14 protein-coding genes and 2 pseudogenes are annotated in these 14615 nt (G+C 57.1%); 7 read left to right on the top strand and 9 right to left on the bottom strand.

Annotation, left to right across the window (positions count from 1 at the left end; translation table 11 throughout):
* Nucleotides 1-89 precede the first annotated feature (89 nt).
* The 3 genes and pseudogenes from IE087_RS19380 to IE087_RS19390 all read right to left on the bottom strand — a co-directional run.
* Nucleotides 90-275, bottom strand: a pseudogene (locus IE087_RS19380) (IS5/IS1182 family transposase); the annotation flags it as partial.
* Nucleotides 276-284: 9 nt separating this feature from the next.
* Nucleotides 285-2534, bottom strand: coding sequence for a tetratricopeptide repeat protein (locus IE087_RS19385; RefSeq protein WP_189371036.1), 2250 nt, complete (start codon nucleotides 2532-2534; stop codon nucleotides 285-287).
* A gap of 395 nt (nucleotides 2535-2929) precedes the next feature.
* Nucleotides 2930-3448 (bottom strand): flavodoxin family protein, encoded by a 519-nt coding sequence (locus tag IE087_RS19390; RefSeq protein WP_189371037.1) that lies wholly within the window; start codon nucleotides 3446-3448, stop codon nucleotides 2930-2932.
* Nucleotides 3449-3570: 122 nt separating this feature from the next.
* Between IE087_RS19390 and adhP the strand changes: the two genes are divergently transcribed.
* A complete protein-coding gene (gene adhP / locus IE087_RS19395) occupies nucleotides 3571-4605 on the top strand; it encodes an alcohol dehydrogenase AdhP (protein WP_229801469.1) in 1035 nt (344 codons plus the stop codon).
* Nucleotides 4606-4974: 369 nt separating this feature from the next.
* The gene (locus tag IE087_RS19400; protein ID WP_189371038.1) at nucleotides 4975-5394 is read left to right on the top strand and encodes a c-type cytochrome; all 420 of its coding nucleotides are present in this window, start codon (nucleotides 4975-4977) and stop codon (nucleotides 5392-5394) included.
* Between the two features lie 7 nt (nucleotides 5395-5401).
* On the opposite strand, the gene IE087_RS23800 is transcribed toward IE087_RS19400, so the two are convergent.
* From IE087_RS23800 to IE087_RS19415, 3 genes are read right to left on the bottom strand one after another with little or no spacing between them, the layout of a single operon-like run.
* On the bottom strand, nucleotides 5402-5734 hold the full coding sequence (locus IE087_RS23800) for a TraR/DksA family transcriptional regulator (RefSeq protein ID WP_189371039.1): 333 nt from the start codon (nucleotides 5732-5734) through the stop codon (nucleotides 5402-5404).
* Entirely contained in the window at nucleotides 5734-5946 is a 213-nt protein-coding gene (locus IE087_RS19410; protein ID WP_189371040.1) for a YgaP family membrane protein, read from the bottom strand. The genes IE087_RS23800 and IE087_RS19410 overlap by 1 nt, the downstream gene beginning before the upstream one ends.
* Nucleotides 5947-5967: 21 nt before the next feature.
* Nucleotides 5968-6417, bottom strand: a complete 450-nt coding sequence (locus IE087_RS19415) for a hypothetical protein (RefSeq protein ID WP_229801470.1) — start codon at nucleotides 6415-6417, stop codon at nucleotides 5968-5970.
* Between the two features lie 96 nt (nucleotides 6418-6513).
* Between IE087_RS19415 and IE087_RS19420 the strand changes: the two genes are divergently transcribed.
* Complete coding sequence (locus IE087_RS19420; RefSeq protein WP_189371042.1) at nucleotides 6514-7671, top strand: site-2 protease family protein; 1158 nt, start codon at nucleotides 6514-6516, stop codon at nucleotides 7669-7671.
* A 77-nt stretch (nucleotides 7672-7748) separates the two neighbouring features.
* Entirely contained in the window at nucleotides 7749-9284 is a 1536-nt protein-coding gene (locus IE087_RS19425; protein ID WP_229801471.1) for a PAS domain S-box protein, read from the top strand.
* On the opposite strand, the gene IE087_RS19430 is transcribed toward IE087_RS19425, so the two are convergent.
* Nucleotides 9269-10042 carry a response regulator gene (locus IE087_RS19430; RefSeq protein ID WP_229801472.1) on the bottom strand — a complete coding sequence of 258 codons (774 nt, stop codon included), beginning with the start codon at nucleotides 10040-10042 and terminating at the stop codon, nucleotides 9269-9271. The two genes, IE087_RS19425 and IE087_RS19430, sit on opposite strands and share 16 nt — an antisense overlap.
* Before the next feature lie 163 nt (nucleotides 10043-10205).
* Here IE087_RS19430 and IE087_RS19435 point away from each other — a divergent pair, with 163 nt between their 5' ends.
* Complete coding sequence (locus IE087_RS19435; RefSeq protein WP_189371044.1) at nucleotides 10206-10877, top strand: helix-turn-helix domain-containing protein; 672 nt, start codon at nucleotides 10206-10208, stop codon at nucleotides 10875-10877.
* A gap of 6 nt (nucleotides 10878-10883) precedes the next feature.
* On the opposite strand, the pseudogene IE087_RS19440 reads toward IE087_RS19435, so the two are convergent.
* Together IE087_RS19440 and IE087_RS19445 are read right to left on the bottom strand one after the other, a co-directional pair.
* Nucleotides 10884-11363: pseudogene (locus IE087_RS19440) on the bottom strand (DUF2267 domain-containing protein).
* Nucleotides 11326-12513, bottom strand: a complete 1188-nt coding sequence (locus IE087_RS19445; RefSeq protein WP_189371045.1) for a DUF8173 domain-containing protein — start codon at nucleotides 12511-12513, stop codon at nucleotides 11326-11328. The pseudogene IE087_RS19440 and the gene IE087_RS19445 overlap by 38 nt, the downstream one beginning before the upstream one ends.
* Before the next feature lie 135 nt (nucleotides 12514-12648).
* On the opposite strand from IE087_RS19445, the gene IE087_RS19450 reads away from it, so the two are divergent.
* Both IE087_RS19450 and iolB read left to right on the top strand, forming a co-directional pair.
* Nucleotides 12649-13119: an Hsp20/alpha crystallin family protein gene (locus IE087_RS19450; protein WP_189371046.1), complete on the top strand. Its 471-nt coding sequence runs from the start codon at nucleotides 12649-12651 to the stop codon at nucleotides 13117-13119.
* 519 nt (nucleotides 13120-13638) lie between these two features.
* Nucleotides 13639-14445: a 5-deoxy-glucuronate isomerase gene (gene iolB, locus IE087_RS19455; protein WP_189371047.1), complete on the top strand. Its 807-nt coding sequence runs from the start codon at nucleotides 13639-13641 to the stop codon at nucleotides 14443-14445.
* Nucleotides 14446-14615: the final 170 nt, after the last annotated feature.

Here is a 14615-nt window from a genome sequence, read left to right on the forward strand (position 1 = left end):
TGCCTCCGGGGTTTCGCGAACGGGGAGTTCGCATGCGATGTACGAGGACAGCACTGTTGTTGAATACATAAATTGCCTGGGATCCGGGCTCATAGCCGACAGATGACTGCTACCGTGAGCGCAATGGCTGACAGTAAGACCGTCGCGCATGTATCGTATCGCCCTGCAACACGCCGCCCATCCTTCAGCCTGCCGAGCATAATCTCAATCCGATTGCGCTGTTTGTATCGGCGTTGGTCGCATCGAATTGTTGTTTTCCGTTGCTTTCGCCCTGGTGACTGCCGTCAGCTCGGCTTTGTTTGCAATTGGTTCAGTGTATCCATGACGCCCTCCCACAGAGGAGAACGCACCGTTTCGCGATTGTTCATTCGTGACCAGTGAGCGCTGGAAGACTTATATTTCAGTCGATTGTGCATCGCGATGGAGCGTTCTATTTGGCCCCGCTGAATAAGCGTAATCGCAGGCGCATCGCCATCGCAGGTTGCAGAGGCCAGATGCTGACCGATTACCCTTGTCAGAAGGCCGGGCCCGGTCTTGGACCAACTGAGTTCGGCAGAACGTTCCAGAAGCGCTGCACAGGCCAGTCGGGCTGTCTCAACTATGATCGGATGGTTGGCTGGTGCAGCGATGAAGTTGTTTCCAATGGTAGCTCCCATCGTCTCGCGATAGACAATCAACCCATGACCGGGCGAGATGGCCCTTACAAGATCACCATAGAGTCTGTCATCTGCATCCGCGTAAATGCCCCCCTTGTTCGCCAGCAAGCAAAGCCGGATGAAATCAGATTCTTCAGAGGGGTTCTTGGCTAAGCGAAACGCTCTTACCCATTGCGGCTCGAAAGCTTGAGATAAGTAATTTATCGCTGCGCGACGGTCGAACAGGTGATGCTCAAACCCCGGGGCAGCGGCCCAGCTGTCTATCATCTTTTGAATCCCGAATGGCGGCGCCGCATCGTTCCAGTACTGGAAAATTGTCTTCGGCACGCTGTCGCCCTGCGCGGAAGTCTCATCGTTGGATGCCCACTGATCGATGAGCCGTATCGCATCAAGGGTTGAGCTTGGGTTCAACGGGCCGGCGCCGCCTGTTTCGTGGATGAGAGCACGCCCCGGAGCGTCGCGCCGGAGAACATCGTATTCCAGTATCAAGAGGCCCGGTACACCTGCCCTGTGGGCCAGTTTTCCCATTTCTTGTAACGGGTTGCCGATGTCCTCGAAAATGCGCTCTATGTCGTCATAATTGGCGCGGGTTGCGATCAGCTTGCACATTAGCACGCGGTCCGGTGCTTCGATCTTGTCCAGTGCGCGCAAGCTCCGATAGGCCGAGATGGCAGCTTTCAGATCATTCGAGAACCCGGCGACCATCAGTTGCATTGCAAGCACAGTCGAGCGGGTGTGATGCTGCTCAAGCGATTTGAGTGTGGCGAGGACGTCCTTGTCTTCCCCAAGTTTCAATCCCCAGCTGACGAATGTCCGCAAAAGCATCGTGTTGTCCCGCCAGCGCCGCAGGCAAAATCGCAAATACCGCAACGCGATCCGATACCGACCACTGCCCAGAAGGGTTTGGGCCCGCAAATGGGCATACCAAGGACTTTTTGCCGGTGATCGGTCGTCGCGGCGCCATTGCGCATAAGCCGCGTCGTAGCGGTCGGTGGCAACCAGTAGGGCAAGGTCAAGAATCTCCAAATCGGGCACATTTGAATTCGACTTCAGCAGTGACATCGCCTGATCTGGTACATCCAGCGGCGCGTCCGCCACGAAGTTGGCAAAGACATGCGCCCACAACAGGTGCGCGTCCGGGAAGGCTTTGAGGCCAGCGAGCAGAAGCTCGGCTTCGGCGGGCGTGTCCTTGAGGCGACGCCGTATGCGAACCCGAGCGGCCAGGCTTTCCGGATCGTCCCCGAAATCATGACCGAGTTGGCGATAAAGCGCATCTGCCTCTTCCAAACGGTCATGCGTAAGCAACAAGCGCGCGCGCTGAAGGACGAATTCGCGCTTGTCTGGCGCAAGTGCTGACGCTGTTTCAAGATACCTGATCGCCGTTTCCACGTCCCCCGCGCTTTGGGAGCGCATGGCCAGGCGATGCAAGGGCACTGGGTCGGCAGGAAAGGCCCGGGCCATTTGGTGCAGGATACTTGCCTCCGCTTCTGGTTGATCAAGATCACGTTTCAAATCCGCACGCAAAAGCCACAGGGCCCGGTGCTTGCCAACCGGATCGATAGCGCGCGCCGTGGCAAGGCGGGCTGCGGCCAGAGGCAAATCTCCTCGCCGCCATGCCCAATTTGCCAGATGAAACGCGGCCCAGAAGAAGTCGGGTGTCTTGTCCAGCAAGGTTTCAAGCTGGATTTCTGCAGCCTCTGCCGCACCCTGGCGATAGAGGATTTCGGCCTCAACCAAGGCCAACATAGGCCAGTGTTTGTCGCCGCCCGATGTCTTGGCCTTGTCCAACCACGCTGCCGCCACGTCCGTTTCGCCCTCTGCCAAGGCAGCACGCGCTTTGTTCAGAACATCGGCGGCGGTTTCGGTGGCGGCATTCATTCCTGTGTGGTCCCTACATGAAGGGTGACAAACAACTACACTCGTGTTGCGCCTTGTGTTCGAAAAGTGCGCCGTTCGTCCAATAAAATCGCACGGTCCATCCTACACGCTGCGCGTTGTTTGGAGGCAAGCCGGATCGTGCCACAAGAGACGGATGCGTTCATAGCCGCCTGAAGCCATGCTTTCGTCTGTCCGACACCGTTGCGTGTAGCTCATTGCATTTGAACGGGCTATCCAAAGATGACCTTCGTTTTAAAACCGAATAGTACGAGTCCGAGGATGCAGATGGACATTGAAAGAGTGCGGAGATCAGAACCGGCACTTTAACCAGCCCGGTGGCGCGTCGATCTTCCTTGTGACCATTCTAATTTGTGCGTGACTTGGCATCGCACAGACTATCCAACGACATCGGATACCGCAGATACGTGGCGTTGTCCCAAACCTTCCGCGAATTGTGCGAGCTTGCATGTCATGTCCGGCGTATCGACCGTCCTGCTCTGGACATTTAGCTGTGCCGCCAAGGCGCGGCCAAGCACCGCTTCGCAGGTGCTGAAGCACTTAGGCTGTTCCGATGCGCGCCCGGATGTGGTCAGCACGCCCACCGGAATGTCGGAGGCGGCCAATTCCCGCAAAACCGTACGCCCGGGTGGTGCAAGCTGATCGGCCCAGATCGGTGCGGCAACGACAATCCAAGGCCTTTTGGCAAGTATTCCAGACCCGAAGTCGAGCGGTAGGACATTGGCCCGACCAACATCCCAGATTGCGCGAAACATCCAAAGCAGCGGAAAGTTGTATCTGGTGGCGTCGATCGGCACCACCTCTGCGCCCGTACTCTGTGCCAGCGCCTTTGCAACATGGCGTGTCGTTCCGGACTTGGAATAGCAGTAGATGGCCGGAGGTTTGGTTGCAGACATTGTTGCGGTTCCTTTCTCATCTGGCGTAGCGCCGTCAAACGCAGAGCGGATTGAGCAAAATCAATCGACACTCACGTCTCTTGTGGCAGCAACGGTCCGCAGTCGCCCGAAGGAGCCAAAGGATGATCGACACGTTGCCGAAAACCATGAAAGCCGCGGTTGTGACCAAGCTTGGTGAACCGCTTGATATCCGTGAAGTGCCTGTCCCGAAGATCGGCCCACGTGACGTTCTGGTCCGGGTGAGAGCATCAGGAGTTTGTCACACCGATCTGCATGCGGCGATGGGGGATTGGCCGGTTAAGCCGACGGCTCCTTTTATCCCCGGGCATGAGGGCGTGGGGGAGGTCGCGGCCATTGGCAAGGATGTGACGCACCTGAAGGAAGGTGACCGTGTCGGTGTGCCGTGGCTGCACACTGCCTGTGGTCGGTGCGAGCATTGCTTTGGCGGATGGGAGACACTGTGCGAGAGCCAGCAAAACACTGGTTGTTCAGTCGATGGCGTTTATGCCGAGTATGTGCGCGCCGATGCTGACTACGTGGGCGCGTTGCCAGATGGCCTCGAATTTGGCCCGGCTTCGCCCGTGCTTTGTGCAGGCGTCACGGTCTATAAAGGATTGAAAGAAACTGAGGTTCGCCCAGGCCAATGGGTGTTGATAAGCGGGATCGGTGGTCTTGGACACATGGCGGTGCAATATGCCAAAGCGATGGGCATGCATGTTGTCGCGGTGGATGTGGCGGATGACAAGCTCGCGCTTGCCAAGTCTCTGGGCGCAGACGAGACGATTAACGTGACCACGACCGATCCGGTCAAGGAGGTGATCGACCATTTGGGCGGCGTGCATGGCGCGCTTGTGACCGCCGTCAACACGCAAGCTTTTGCACAGGCGACGGGTATGTTGCGGCGCCATGGCACTATGAGCCTTGTGGGTCTGCCGCCCGGCACATTCCCACTCCCAATTTTCGAGGTTGTATTGAAGCGGTTGACCATTCGCGGCTCCATCGTTGGCACGCGACTGGACCTTGCTGAATCGCTGAGCCTTGCGGCGGAGGGGCTGATTCAGACGCATTTCGCATGGGACAAGCTTGAGAACATCAACACCATTTTTGAGCGGATGAAGGCGGGGCAGATTGAAGGCAGGATCGTGTTGGAGATTTAGCGTGCGGAGCCCACCGGCAGGAAACAAGCACATGTCTCCTTTTTCAACACATCCTATCTTTCTTGTTGTTCGGGCGGCATAAAACAGGCGGATTCACCAGAGCGCATCGCCGTTGTGACCCTCGTTTTCCGTCTGCCTGTGCCATCAAGTAACTGACTAGATGGATGTCCCCGAACCGGATCAAATCCCTTGAGCCAGTTGCTCGGGGCCTCTTTCACAAGCCACTCTGTGTTTCAAGCCTTTGTGTTGTAAACAGTGCGCCGCCACCGCCCGTCCGGCTATTCGCCGTCCGCAGTCGTTGATTTTGGTCAAAGTTATCAGAATCCGAGCGCGCTATGGTTAGGGTCACAACAACAGGGCGAGCATGTAATGACACTTCAATTCAATCACCTGGCAATCCTTTCGGCCGCAGCTTGGCTCGGGGCATGTGCACCGGAGGCGCGCGAACCGGACATCAGCGTTGAACGTGGCGAGAGACTTTATTTTCAGAAATGCGCAGTTTGCCACGGCAATGACGCAACGGGGGCCGGGGTCGCCTCTATTGGGTTGGGCGCACCACCGCCAGATTTGACGACGCTTAGCGCCCAGAACCGGGGCGTCTATCCCCGCACCTTTGTTATGAGTGTTGTCGACGGCTTCAATCGGCGCACGCACCCGGAGTCGGCCATGCCCGAATTTGGCAATGAAGATTTAGGCCCAGCGGTTCAGGTCGAGGATGGCGGTTTGTCCACGCCGATCCCTTCTGATCTGATTGCCCTCGCCGCCTATCTAGAAAGCATTCAGCGCTGATCCAACATCAGGTGCGGGCGGTTGATTGTACACAGTTCCGGCAGAGGACAGTGTGGGGAACGGCTTGCAAGCGCGCGTCGGAAGTTGGGCCGCCGCATGCTTGGCAGGCGCAATAAGCTCCATCTTCAATACACGTCAGTGCGGCCTGTAGGAGCACCATTTCCTTTTGCGCTGCCAAGCCGAGACCTTCGAGGACCTCGTCATTCTCCAAGTCCATCGCTTGTTCCCCAAGGTCTTTGAATTCTGGGTAATCAAGTTCGTTTGTGATCTCCAGCAGCCTCACGCCAAGTTCGGTCAGACATGCTTGGACAAGTGCTTTGTACTGTGCAGAACCCGGCATCAGGATTTGCAGGTTGAAATGCCGAACACCCGGTATACGGGGCAAAAGCGAAAGAACGAGGTCGCAATCAAAACCAGTCCAACACCCATCGCGGCATAGGCCGCCGCGCTGCTGGCCCATATCGAAGGCATGTTCGCCAGTGGTGCCATAAACAGCAATAAGCCTACCAATGCGCGGAGCACGCGATCCGCGGGTCCTAAATTCGTTGTCATATTGGTTCTCCTTCTTGGTGATCAGTGAACTGCCTGCATGGTTATCGGATGCTGCATTGCCCTCAACGTTTTAATGCGGCTACTGCATGCGACGCGGAAAAGGTCCCGAAATTCAGGACTTTGGCGCATCATTGAGCAACACTTATCAAGGTCGACATTCAGCAGCCTTATGTCTCGTACCACGACGCTTTCTACCCTTGTGATGTCGGTGCTCAGGATCACCGCCGGGGCGCGGATATGCGCGACGAAACCTGATTGCCATGCCATGCGTATCAAGCCCGCCAAGAGGATTGTGACATCCGTACCTTCATCCATGCGCATCTTCTGCTCGCAAGCCGTCCAATCGCTGAGAACGCAGCCGTGCTGCTCTAGTCGACGTCCCACGAGATGGGCCAGTTTATCGATCATTTGCATTTCCCCCGCATCGTTTTGTTTTTCATTTAGCCGCGCTGGCGCCGGATGTTCTGACATTTCTCAAGCCTGCACAAAGCGACGTTCATTTGAGCCAAATCAAGGATGTGTGCATCACGGCCTTTAGCCTTGGGGCAAAAGAGGAGGACGGTCCTCATGTTTTCCAATACCCGCACCATCGCCACCGTGTTTGGAATTGATATTCGCATTGACCCAAGCTGGGCACTGATCGCTGCTTTGATCACCTGGAGCCTGTGCCAACATACTTTTCCGACCGCGCTACCTGGACTATCGCAGTGGAGTTACTTCGCGATGGCGGTTCTGGCCATGCTGCTGTTCTTTGCGTCGTTGGTCGGCCACGAGCTTGCGCACGCTGTGACGGCTCGTCACTTCGGCGTGCAAACGCGGCACATTACCCTGTTTCTGTTTGGCGGAGTCGCCGAGTTGACGCAGGAACCTGAGAAAGCGATGCACGAGTTCTGGATCGCGGCTGCGGGGCCCGCAATGAGCCTTACGCTGGCACTGGCATTCTGGATGTGTGCTGGAACTAGTGCGGTGTTGATGGGAATTGGACCAGTCGTTGTGGTTCTGGATTACCTGGCGTTGATCAATCTGGTTCTGGCCGTTTTTAACCTGCTGCCCGCCTTCCCGCTGGATGGGGGGCGAATCCTGCGTGCATGGCTCTGGCATCGGAGCGGCGATATGCTGGCAGCGACCCGGACTGCGGCTCGCTCAGGCACGTTTTTGGGGTACGCCTTGGTCGGTCTGGGCGTGTTGGGACTGTTCCAAGGCGCAATGGTTGCAGGGTTCTGGCAAATCCTGATCGGGCTGTTTGTGGTGGCCGCTGCTCGCAGCGCGGTTGAAGCGCAGCAGATCAAGTTCCATCTGGGTGACCACCCCGTCGGCGCGTTGATGACACGCAACGTGATTACCACGAACGCGGACACGTCCCTTTCGGCACTGGTAAATCAAGTGATGTTGCCAAATCGTATCAGCTTTGTCCCTGTTGTCGAAGAAGGGGCGCTACTGGGTCATATGGATACACGGGTTCTGATCGGCATTGATCGAGAAAACTGGTCGAATACAACGGTTGGAGACGTCTTCGTCGACCTGGACCCTGATTGCTGCGTGGCGTCCGATCTGCTTGTGTTTGATCTGTTCGAACGCATCGCAAAGACCGGCCAACGCAAGTTCATAGTCGTCGAAGGGCGTTCTTTGCGTGGTGTCATTTCATTATCTGACCTGACAAGGCATCTTGGCTTGCTTGCCAGCTTGGGCAAGGTGGCACCCGATGTGGGCAATGCCCGAAGTTGAACATCTCTGACCTTGACCCTTGTCACAACCGTTTGGTCAACTTGATCTAACCGCATATCACAAAGCTGAACCGTCCAGTGCCCGAACCCCACGATACCGCCCTTCTGAAGTCCCTGATGGAGGCAGCAGCCGACGCCATCGTCATGGCCGATGGTCAGGGCATTATCCAACGCGCGAACACCGCAGCAGACCAGCTTTTTGGTTATGACGAAGGGGCGTTGATCGGCCAAAGTGTAAATGTCCTTATGCCTGACGCCGTTGCTGCCCTGCATGATGGGTTCATGAACCATCATATGGCCACGGGGCAGGTGCGGATCATTGGCATCGGCCGTGACGTTGAAGGGCAGCGCCGGGATGGAACAATTTTCCCTTTGCACTTGTCGGTGGGCAAAGCTGAAGTTGAGGGGGCGCACATATTCATTGGCATCCTGCATGACTTGACCCAGCGCCGCGCAGCTCAAGAGGCGTTGGCACGGACCCAAAGGCTGGATGCAGTGGGTCAGTTGACCGGTGGGATCGCACATGACTTCAACAATTTGCTGACCGTGATCATTGGTAACCTCGAACTAATGCAAATGCGTGGGGTCGATGAGAGACAGGCGGGGTTGATTGATGATGCGCTGGCGTCGGCTGAGCTAGGGGCCGACTTGACCGCGCGGTTGCTGGTTTTTGCTCGCAAGGGGGATCTGAAACCGGTCAGGGTCGATCTACGCGAACAATGCGGCAATGCGCTTGCGATCCTGCGTCGTACGATCGGCGACACCTACTCCATCCGCACCGAGTTTGCGGACACCGTGAGCTCCGTGATGATTGATCCGGTGCAGCTTCAGTCTGCGCTCATCAACCTCGCGCTGAATGCAAGGGATGCGATGCCACGTGGCGGCGAGTTCCTTATTTCTGTCGCTGACATCCGTATTGATGACAAGTACATGGCACAGGAGACGGATATGCCGCCCGGCGACTACGTCCGTCTGTTCGTGAGCGATAACGGCGAGGGAATGTCGCTTGACGCGCAGCGACGCGCGTTCGAGCCTTTCTTTACAACCAAATCTGACAAGGGCGGTACGGGCCTGGGGCTGGCCATGGTCTACGGATTTGTGAAGCAGTCCGGCGGGCATATCACGCTGTACAGTGAAGAAGGTCACGGCACGAGTTTTGGACTATACTTCCCGGCGCTTCGGGATGACTGGGATGATCAGGCAAACAAAGACGTCGTGTACCGCACACGGGAGGGCGACCTGCCACGCGGGGCAGGGCAGGTCGTATTGGTGGTCGAAGACAATCCGAACGTCCGTAGGCTCTCTATCGAGCGCGTTCGTGACCTGGGATATCGAACTGAAGAGGCCGAAAATGGCGATGTGGCCTATGCTCTGCTGTCGTCAGGTGTCCACGTCGATCTGGTGTTTTCCGATCTTGTCATGCCCGGCAAACTCAATGGATATGATCTGGCTGCCAAGATACGCCAAGAGTTTCCGGATATTCGAATCCTGCTGACTTCGGGCTATGCCAGTGATGTGGTCAGCAACCGGATGGGCGCCACGGAGGATGACCTGATTTTGCACAAGCCGTACCGATTAACCGACCTGGCCGCACGGCTTCACGCGCTTTTGTGAGGGGCATCATTGGTTTCCGAACACTCAACATCACAGGCAAGCGTATACCCGATTCCACGGACGGTTTTGATGATTTTCGGCGCGGATGGGTTGCGTTCAATCTTTTTACGCAAACGTGCCACCTGGTTATCGATAGTCCGGTCAAGCGGTGTCCATTCGATGCCGCCCGTAAGATCCATGAGCTGATCGCGTGACAGCACGCGTTTGGGTCGTTCCAGGAATACACGAAGGAGGTTAAAGTCGCCGCTGGTCAGTGCGCAATCCAACCCGGTCCGGTCGATCATCTGCATCCTGTCTGGCACAGCCGTGATTCCATCAAACCTATAGGTTGCAGATTTTGGACCGTTGGCACTTTGTTCGATGACTTGCTGGGCGTCATCGCTGGCATATTGATGACGGCGCAGAACGGCGCGAATACGAGCGGTGACCTCGCGTACGTGGAACGGTTTGACGATGTAATCATCTGCACCGATCTCGAGCCCTACCACTCGGTCAATAACGTCATTTTTGCCTGTGACCATAACGATAGGAACCGTCGACATCTTGCGAATGCCCCGAGCCAGGTCAAAACCGCTTTCCGCTCCCAGATTGATATCCAGCGTGACAACGCTCGGTTCTTGCGAGGCCACGCAGTCAAGCGTGTCAGCTGCATTGTCGGCTTGGAGCACGGTAAAGCCGTCGTCCTCAAGCACATTGCGTAGCAAGGCGCGCACTTTCGGATCATCTTCGACAACCAGAACGGTTGGTTTTTGCACCACGTGACACTCCAGATATATGACGCGAGGGCGCCGGTGTTGCTCGGGGCGCCTGCACATCAACCGAAAGGCAGATACAATTTGATACAAAACTGCCTAGTTTGAATGTAATCCGCACTACACGGCACCTTCAATACGGTCCCAGCCGAACAATGGGGGACCACCAATGTACATTACCTTGTCAGCGGAAACCCGCCCTGATCCGGGCCCGTTGACCCATGATGCAGCAAACCGGATGCGACCGGCAACGCTGCTCAAGCAAGGCAGGCATCTGTTTCACGAAGGTGACGAAGTCGAACGCATCTATCAGGTCAAAACTGGCGTCGTGCGCCTGACGCGCATGCTCGAGGACGGGCGACGGCAAGTCATCGCCTTCGGGTATCCCGGCGATATCATCGGCTTTCCGGCTGACGGGTGCCATCACACAGATTGTGAAGCGCTGGTTGATACGACCCTGAATGTGTTCCGGCGCACTGCATTGGATCACGGTGACGGCGATCCCGAACTGCACGTGGCACTATTGAAGGCAGCGCTGAAAGAGATCAGCGAGATGCAGGATCACGTCATGATGCTGGGGCGCAAATCCGCGTCCGAGCGTGTTGCGTCCTTTCTTGCTGTGATAACGCAGCGTTATGGGGAAAAGATGGGCAGTCATCGAAGGATCAGTCTGCCGATGCCGCGCAGTGACATCGCCGATTTCCTGGGCCTGACCACTGAAACGGTCAGCCGTGCATTCTCAGCTCTGCGCAACGAAGGGGTCATAGCGTTGAATGGGGCACAGACCATCATCGTCATGGAATCCGCCAGACTCCAGCAGCTTGCCTTGGGTGACGACTAAACCCGCTTAGGGTTCAGCCCAATATGCGCGTATCTCTTTTGGAAGGCATGCGCGCATATCTTCGACCTCGCCGCGGCTGATCCGCTCGTTCAACAGGTCAAAAACGTATCGCCCGTCGTCGGGTCCCCGAAACTCGGCTGTCTCTTGCATAGCGTCGGCGATGCGGGTTTCGAACTCCAGCCCGGTTTGTGGGGTCAGTTTGGGTTGCCAACCCTCAAACATTATCCCCCGTACCAGCATGGGAAGCTGCGCCGAAAACTATGCCATCTCGTCCTGCGGCAGCCTGTCTCGCAGGATGTGCAGCACGGCGCGCAGCAATCGCAATGTGCTGCGTTTCGAGGAATAGCCGACCCGTTCGGACAGCTCGTTGATCCACTCATGGGTCAGGTGAACGGTTTGATCAATTGCTTCAAGGCCTTGACTGGACATGGGAAGTCTCCTTTCTGGACTATTTGTCGTCACTGGCGACGGGCCGCATATCGACATCCAATGCGGGGTCGATATCGGGGATCAGCGCGAGGAAGGCAGCATGTGTCATGGCACCAACCCCAAGCAGCACGAGAGTGTAGTTGGCGACCCAGCCCACGAAGGGAACAAAGTTGAGCAGTGCGACCACAACGATGGCCATGGTCAGCACAAGCAACCGCGTTGAGATTGGTGGGTCCGCGTCCCCGCCGAAGCCGATCCAGACACGCATTGCGACTGCATAGGCCCCGAGGGCATATGCCAGGGTCCACACGGCGATCAGACCAAGCAGCGCGATGGGAATAAATGGGATGCCCACGATGGTCATCGCGACAACAGGGATGGCGCCAACTAGAATAGCCAACCCGGCCACACCCTGAAGCAGAGTCCGGCCAGGTGATGCCCCGATGGTCTTGCGCAGACATGATACCTTTTTCGGGGCAAAGCCGAGTGCGATTGCCCCCAAGACAACAAAGAAGAGCAAGCTGACAACAAATCCGAAAAATGCTGACGCGAAGGTTGGGAAGCTCGGCATGTCGCCCACTGCCTCCCTGACATTCCAAAGACGTCCGCGTTGCAGCGGAGTGAAGGTGACGCGGGCTGCTGGTGCCACGCGCTCCGGTACATCTGTGCGCGTATCGGTGGAATAGGTCAGCTGCCCCGAAATGATTGCTTCTGGCCCGAACCGCAACGTGCGGGCCGCGATGCGCACATCACCTGCAATGGCCGCGTTCAGCAACACATCCCGGCCGGTTGCCGACAGAGCGCCATCAATGGGGCCGTCCACGATGATCGTGGCCGCGGCCAGCCGGGCATTGCCATTGACGCGAGAGGACGCCTCGGTCCGGACGGTAAACCCGGCAGAGGTCAAATCCTCGCCCGCTGTACCCTTCATCGTCACGTATGCGCCCGCGGCGTACACGTCTTCATCGATGTTGACATCAATCACGACGTCAAAGCCCGCAGCGTGAAAGTCACCCGAAGCTTGCCCCAGCACTGTGGCAGAACGTCCCGCAACAAATACGTCGCCGCTTGTCTCGACCGTTTGGGTGATCGTTTCGCCCGAGATGAAAGTATCACCGCCGTGCTCGGAAATCTCGATCTCCGAAACCGCAGGCGCTGCCGCAAAAACAGCCAGCATGCTCAGGATCGCCGCACATCTGTTCCGCATCTCACCCACTCCGTTGTTGCGGCCTCTGCCTAGCGCGAGATGCAAGATTGAAATTGACAATCATCAATCGGCAGCGGGCCGAATTTGTTACACGCTGATCGTCCAGAACCCAGTTAGCTCGAAAGGATGCACAAGATGTCAAATCCGAACTTGCCCGGTCGGGGCCATGGGATGTACCCGCCCTTTTTCCAGTCCTTTCAAAAGGAAATGGCGCAAATGCTGGATCACCTGCGGGGTACGGCGGTGCCGCAACCCACAGAGGACGGAAGCCCTTTGATGCTTGCCGTCGATGTGGCCGAAACCGACACTGGCCTTGAAATCAGCGCAGATGTCCCCGGCGTCGACGAAGCCGACCTCGATGTGTCGGTGCACGGAGACACATTGGTCATAAAGGGACAAAAAGGCGCTGACCGTGAGGAAAAGCACAAGGATTACCACCTTGTCGAACGCAGCTACGGACGCTTTCGTCGTCATATCCCATTGGGCTTTGTCCCGGAGGAGGGTGCAGTAAAGGCGGAGTTTGCCAATGGTGTCCTCAAACTCCAGATCGACAGGCCGGAAAACGCACCGCCGGGTGTTCAGAAAATCAACATCGGCGCATCGTGAACAAATTGGCCCGGTGCGTGTCGCGCCGGGCCACGCCAAACCCAAGGGAAACCGGCCACAGTGATTCAGTCGACTGGTCCCCTTTGGTTTAGTACTCGGCCACAGACAGTCGGCCACAAAAGCCGGCGCTACTGGTCGCCGGAGAGCGGGGGAACATCCGAGGCGCGGCGCGTGTGCACAGGCCTAGACGCCAAAAGCCCTATGGGTGCAATAGCGGGCGATCCGCATCCTGGTCTGATCGGCATCTTTCCAGCCCACGGATGAGACAGGTTAGGACCTGATGTCAGTGCGTTTGGGTGCTGCACGTACGCATCCGTATCATCAGTCGGTTTAGGAGGGGCACATCGACTTCCCCGCCGTCGCTGACATATTCAAATCCATGGAGTACAACGGCTGAACAGTGATCGGAGCGGAACATGATCGGGCATGAGCACGGCCCTTCGAATGATCGAAGCTCGGCTTTGACGACGTAATTGAACTCTACGGGCTCTCAGGCCCGCCGCTAGAAAGACAGGTTTCATGGCAGATCTTCTCAGAAAACCGTTTGGCGCGCGTGGCAAGGTCCACCAAATCACGCCGGAAAGCGCTGGCTGGCGCTATGTGGGTTTCTCGCTCTACCACCTCAAGGCCGGTGACAAGGCATCGGAGGCCACAGGCGAAACCGAGGTGATCCTGGTCATGGTCGAGGGTAAGGCCGCGATCACCGGTGGTGGTCAGGATTGGGGCGTGTTGGGTGACCGAATGAATGTCTTTGAACGGACACCGCCGCATTGCCTATATTTGCCGAACGGGAGCGCGTGGAGCGCTGTCGCCGAAACAGAGTGTGTCCTGGCTGTTTGCTCGGCACCTGGACAGGGTGGACACACACCCCGCCGTATTGGACCTGATGGGATCACTCTGACCGAACGTGGCAAAGGCACCAACACGCGGTACATCAATAACATCGCCATGGAAGCCGAGGACTACGCGGACAGCCTGTTGGTCACCGAGGTTTTCACACCTGCAGGCCACTGGTCGAGTTTCCCAAGCCACCGCCACGACGAAGACGACTTCCCGCGCATCACCTATCTTGAAGAAACCTATTACCACCGCCTGAACCCAGCCAACGGCTTCGGCGTTCAGAGGGTGTATACGGATGACGGCCAACTTGATGAAACCATGGCGGTTTCGGATGGTGATGTTGTTCTGGTCCCACGCGGCCATCACCCATGCGGTGCACCCTACGGTTTCGAGATGTACTATCTAAACGTGATGGCCGGCCCTATGCGCAAGTGGCGCTTCGTTCCAGCGCCCGAGGTTGAGTGGATATTGGAACGGGACAGTTGATCAGCCGGTCTGCTCCCCGCGCGCCGTCTACTTTGACGGAATGTGCCATGTGATCTGATTCCGTGTGAGAAAGGGTGCATGACAGAATGCGGCCTGGGTTTAATCCTTTGCCCCATACGGTGCGGACAAACGGGCTGAAAGGCTGTGTTGGGGCCTGGAGACAGAGCAAC

The sequence above is a fragment of the Tateyamaria omphalii genome (assembly GCF_014651375.1).
Classification (GTDB): Bacteria; Pseudomonadota; Alphaproteobacteria; order Rhodobacterales; family Rhodobacteraceae; genus Tateyamaria; species Tateyamaria omphalii.

Excerpts from the sequence above, each read along its gene's own strand:
- IE087_RS19410 (WP_189371040.1), bottom strand. The coding sequence starts at position 5,946 with ATGACAACGAATTTAGGACCCGCGGATCGCGTGCTCCGCGCATTGGTA.
- IE087_RS23800 (WP_189371039.1), bottom strand. The coding sequence starts at position 5,734 with ATGCCGGGTTCTGCACAGTACAAAGCACTTGTCCAAGCATGTCTGACC.
- IE087_RS19420 (WP_189371042.1), top strand. The coding sequence starts at position 6,514 with ATGTTTTCCAATACCCGCACCATCGCCACCGTGTTTGGAATTGATATT.
- IE087_RS19385 (WP_189371036.1), bottom strand. The coding sequence starts at position 2,534 with ATGAATGCCGCCACCGAAACCGCCGCCGATGTTCTGAACAAAGCGCGT.
- IE087_RS19435 (WP_189371044.1), top strand. The coding sequence starts at position 10,206 with ATGTACATTACCTTGTCAGCGGAAACCCGCCCTGATCCGGGCCCGTTG.
- IE087_RS19445 (WP_189371045.1), bottom strand. The coding sequence starts at position 12,513 with ATGCGGAACAGATGTGCGGCGATCCTGAGCATGCTGGCTGTTTTTGCG.
- IE087_RS19390 (WP_189371037.1), bottom strand. The coding sequence starts at position 3,448 with ATGTCTGCAACCAAACCTCCGGCCATCTACTGCTATTCCAAGTCCGGA.
- IE087_RS19450 (WP_189371046.1), top strand. The coding sequence starts at position 12,649 with ATGTCAAATCCGAACTTGCCCGGTCGGGGCCATGGGATGTACCCGCCC.
- IE087_RS19400 (WP_189371038.1), top strand. The coding sequence starts at position 4,975 with ATGACACTTCAATTCAATCACCTGGCAATCCTTTCGGCCGCAGCTTGG.
- IE087_RS19415 (WP_229801470.1), bottom strand. The coding sequence starts at position 6,417 with ATGTCAGAACATCCGGCGCCAGCGCGGCTAAATGAAAAACAAAACGAT.
- iolB (WP_189371047.1), top strand. The coding sequence starts at position 13,639 with ATGGCAGATCTTCTCAGAAAACCGTTTGGCGCGCGTGGCAAGGTCCAC.
- adhP (WP_229801469.1), top strand. The coding sequence starts at position 3,571 with ATGATCGACACGTTGCCGAAAACCATGAAAGCCGCGGTTGTGACCAAG.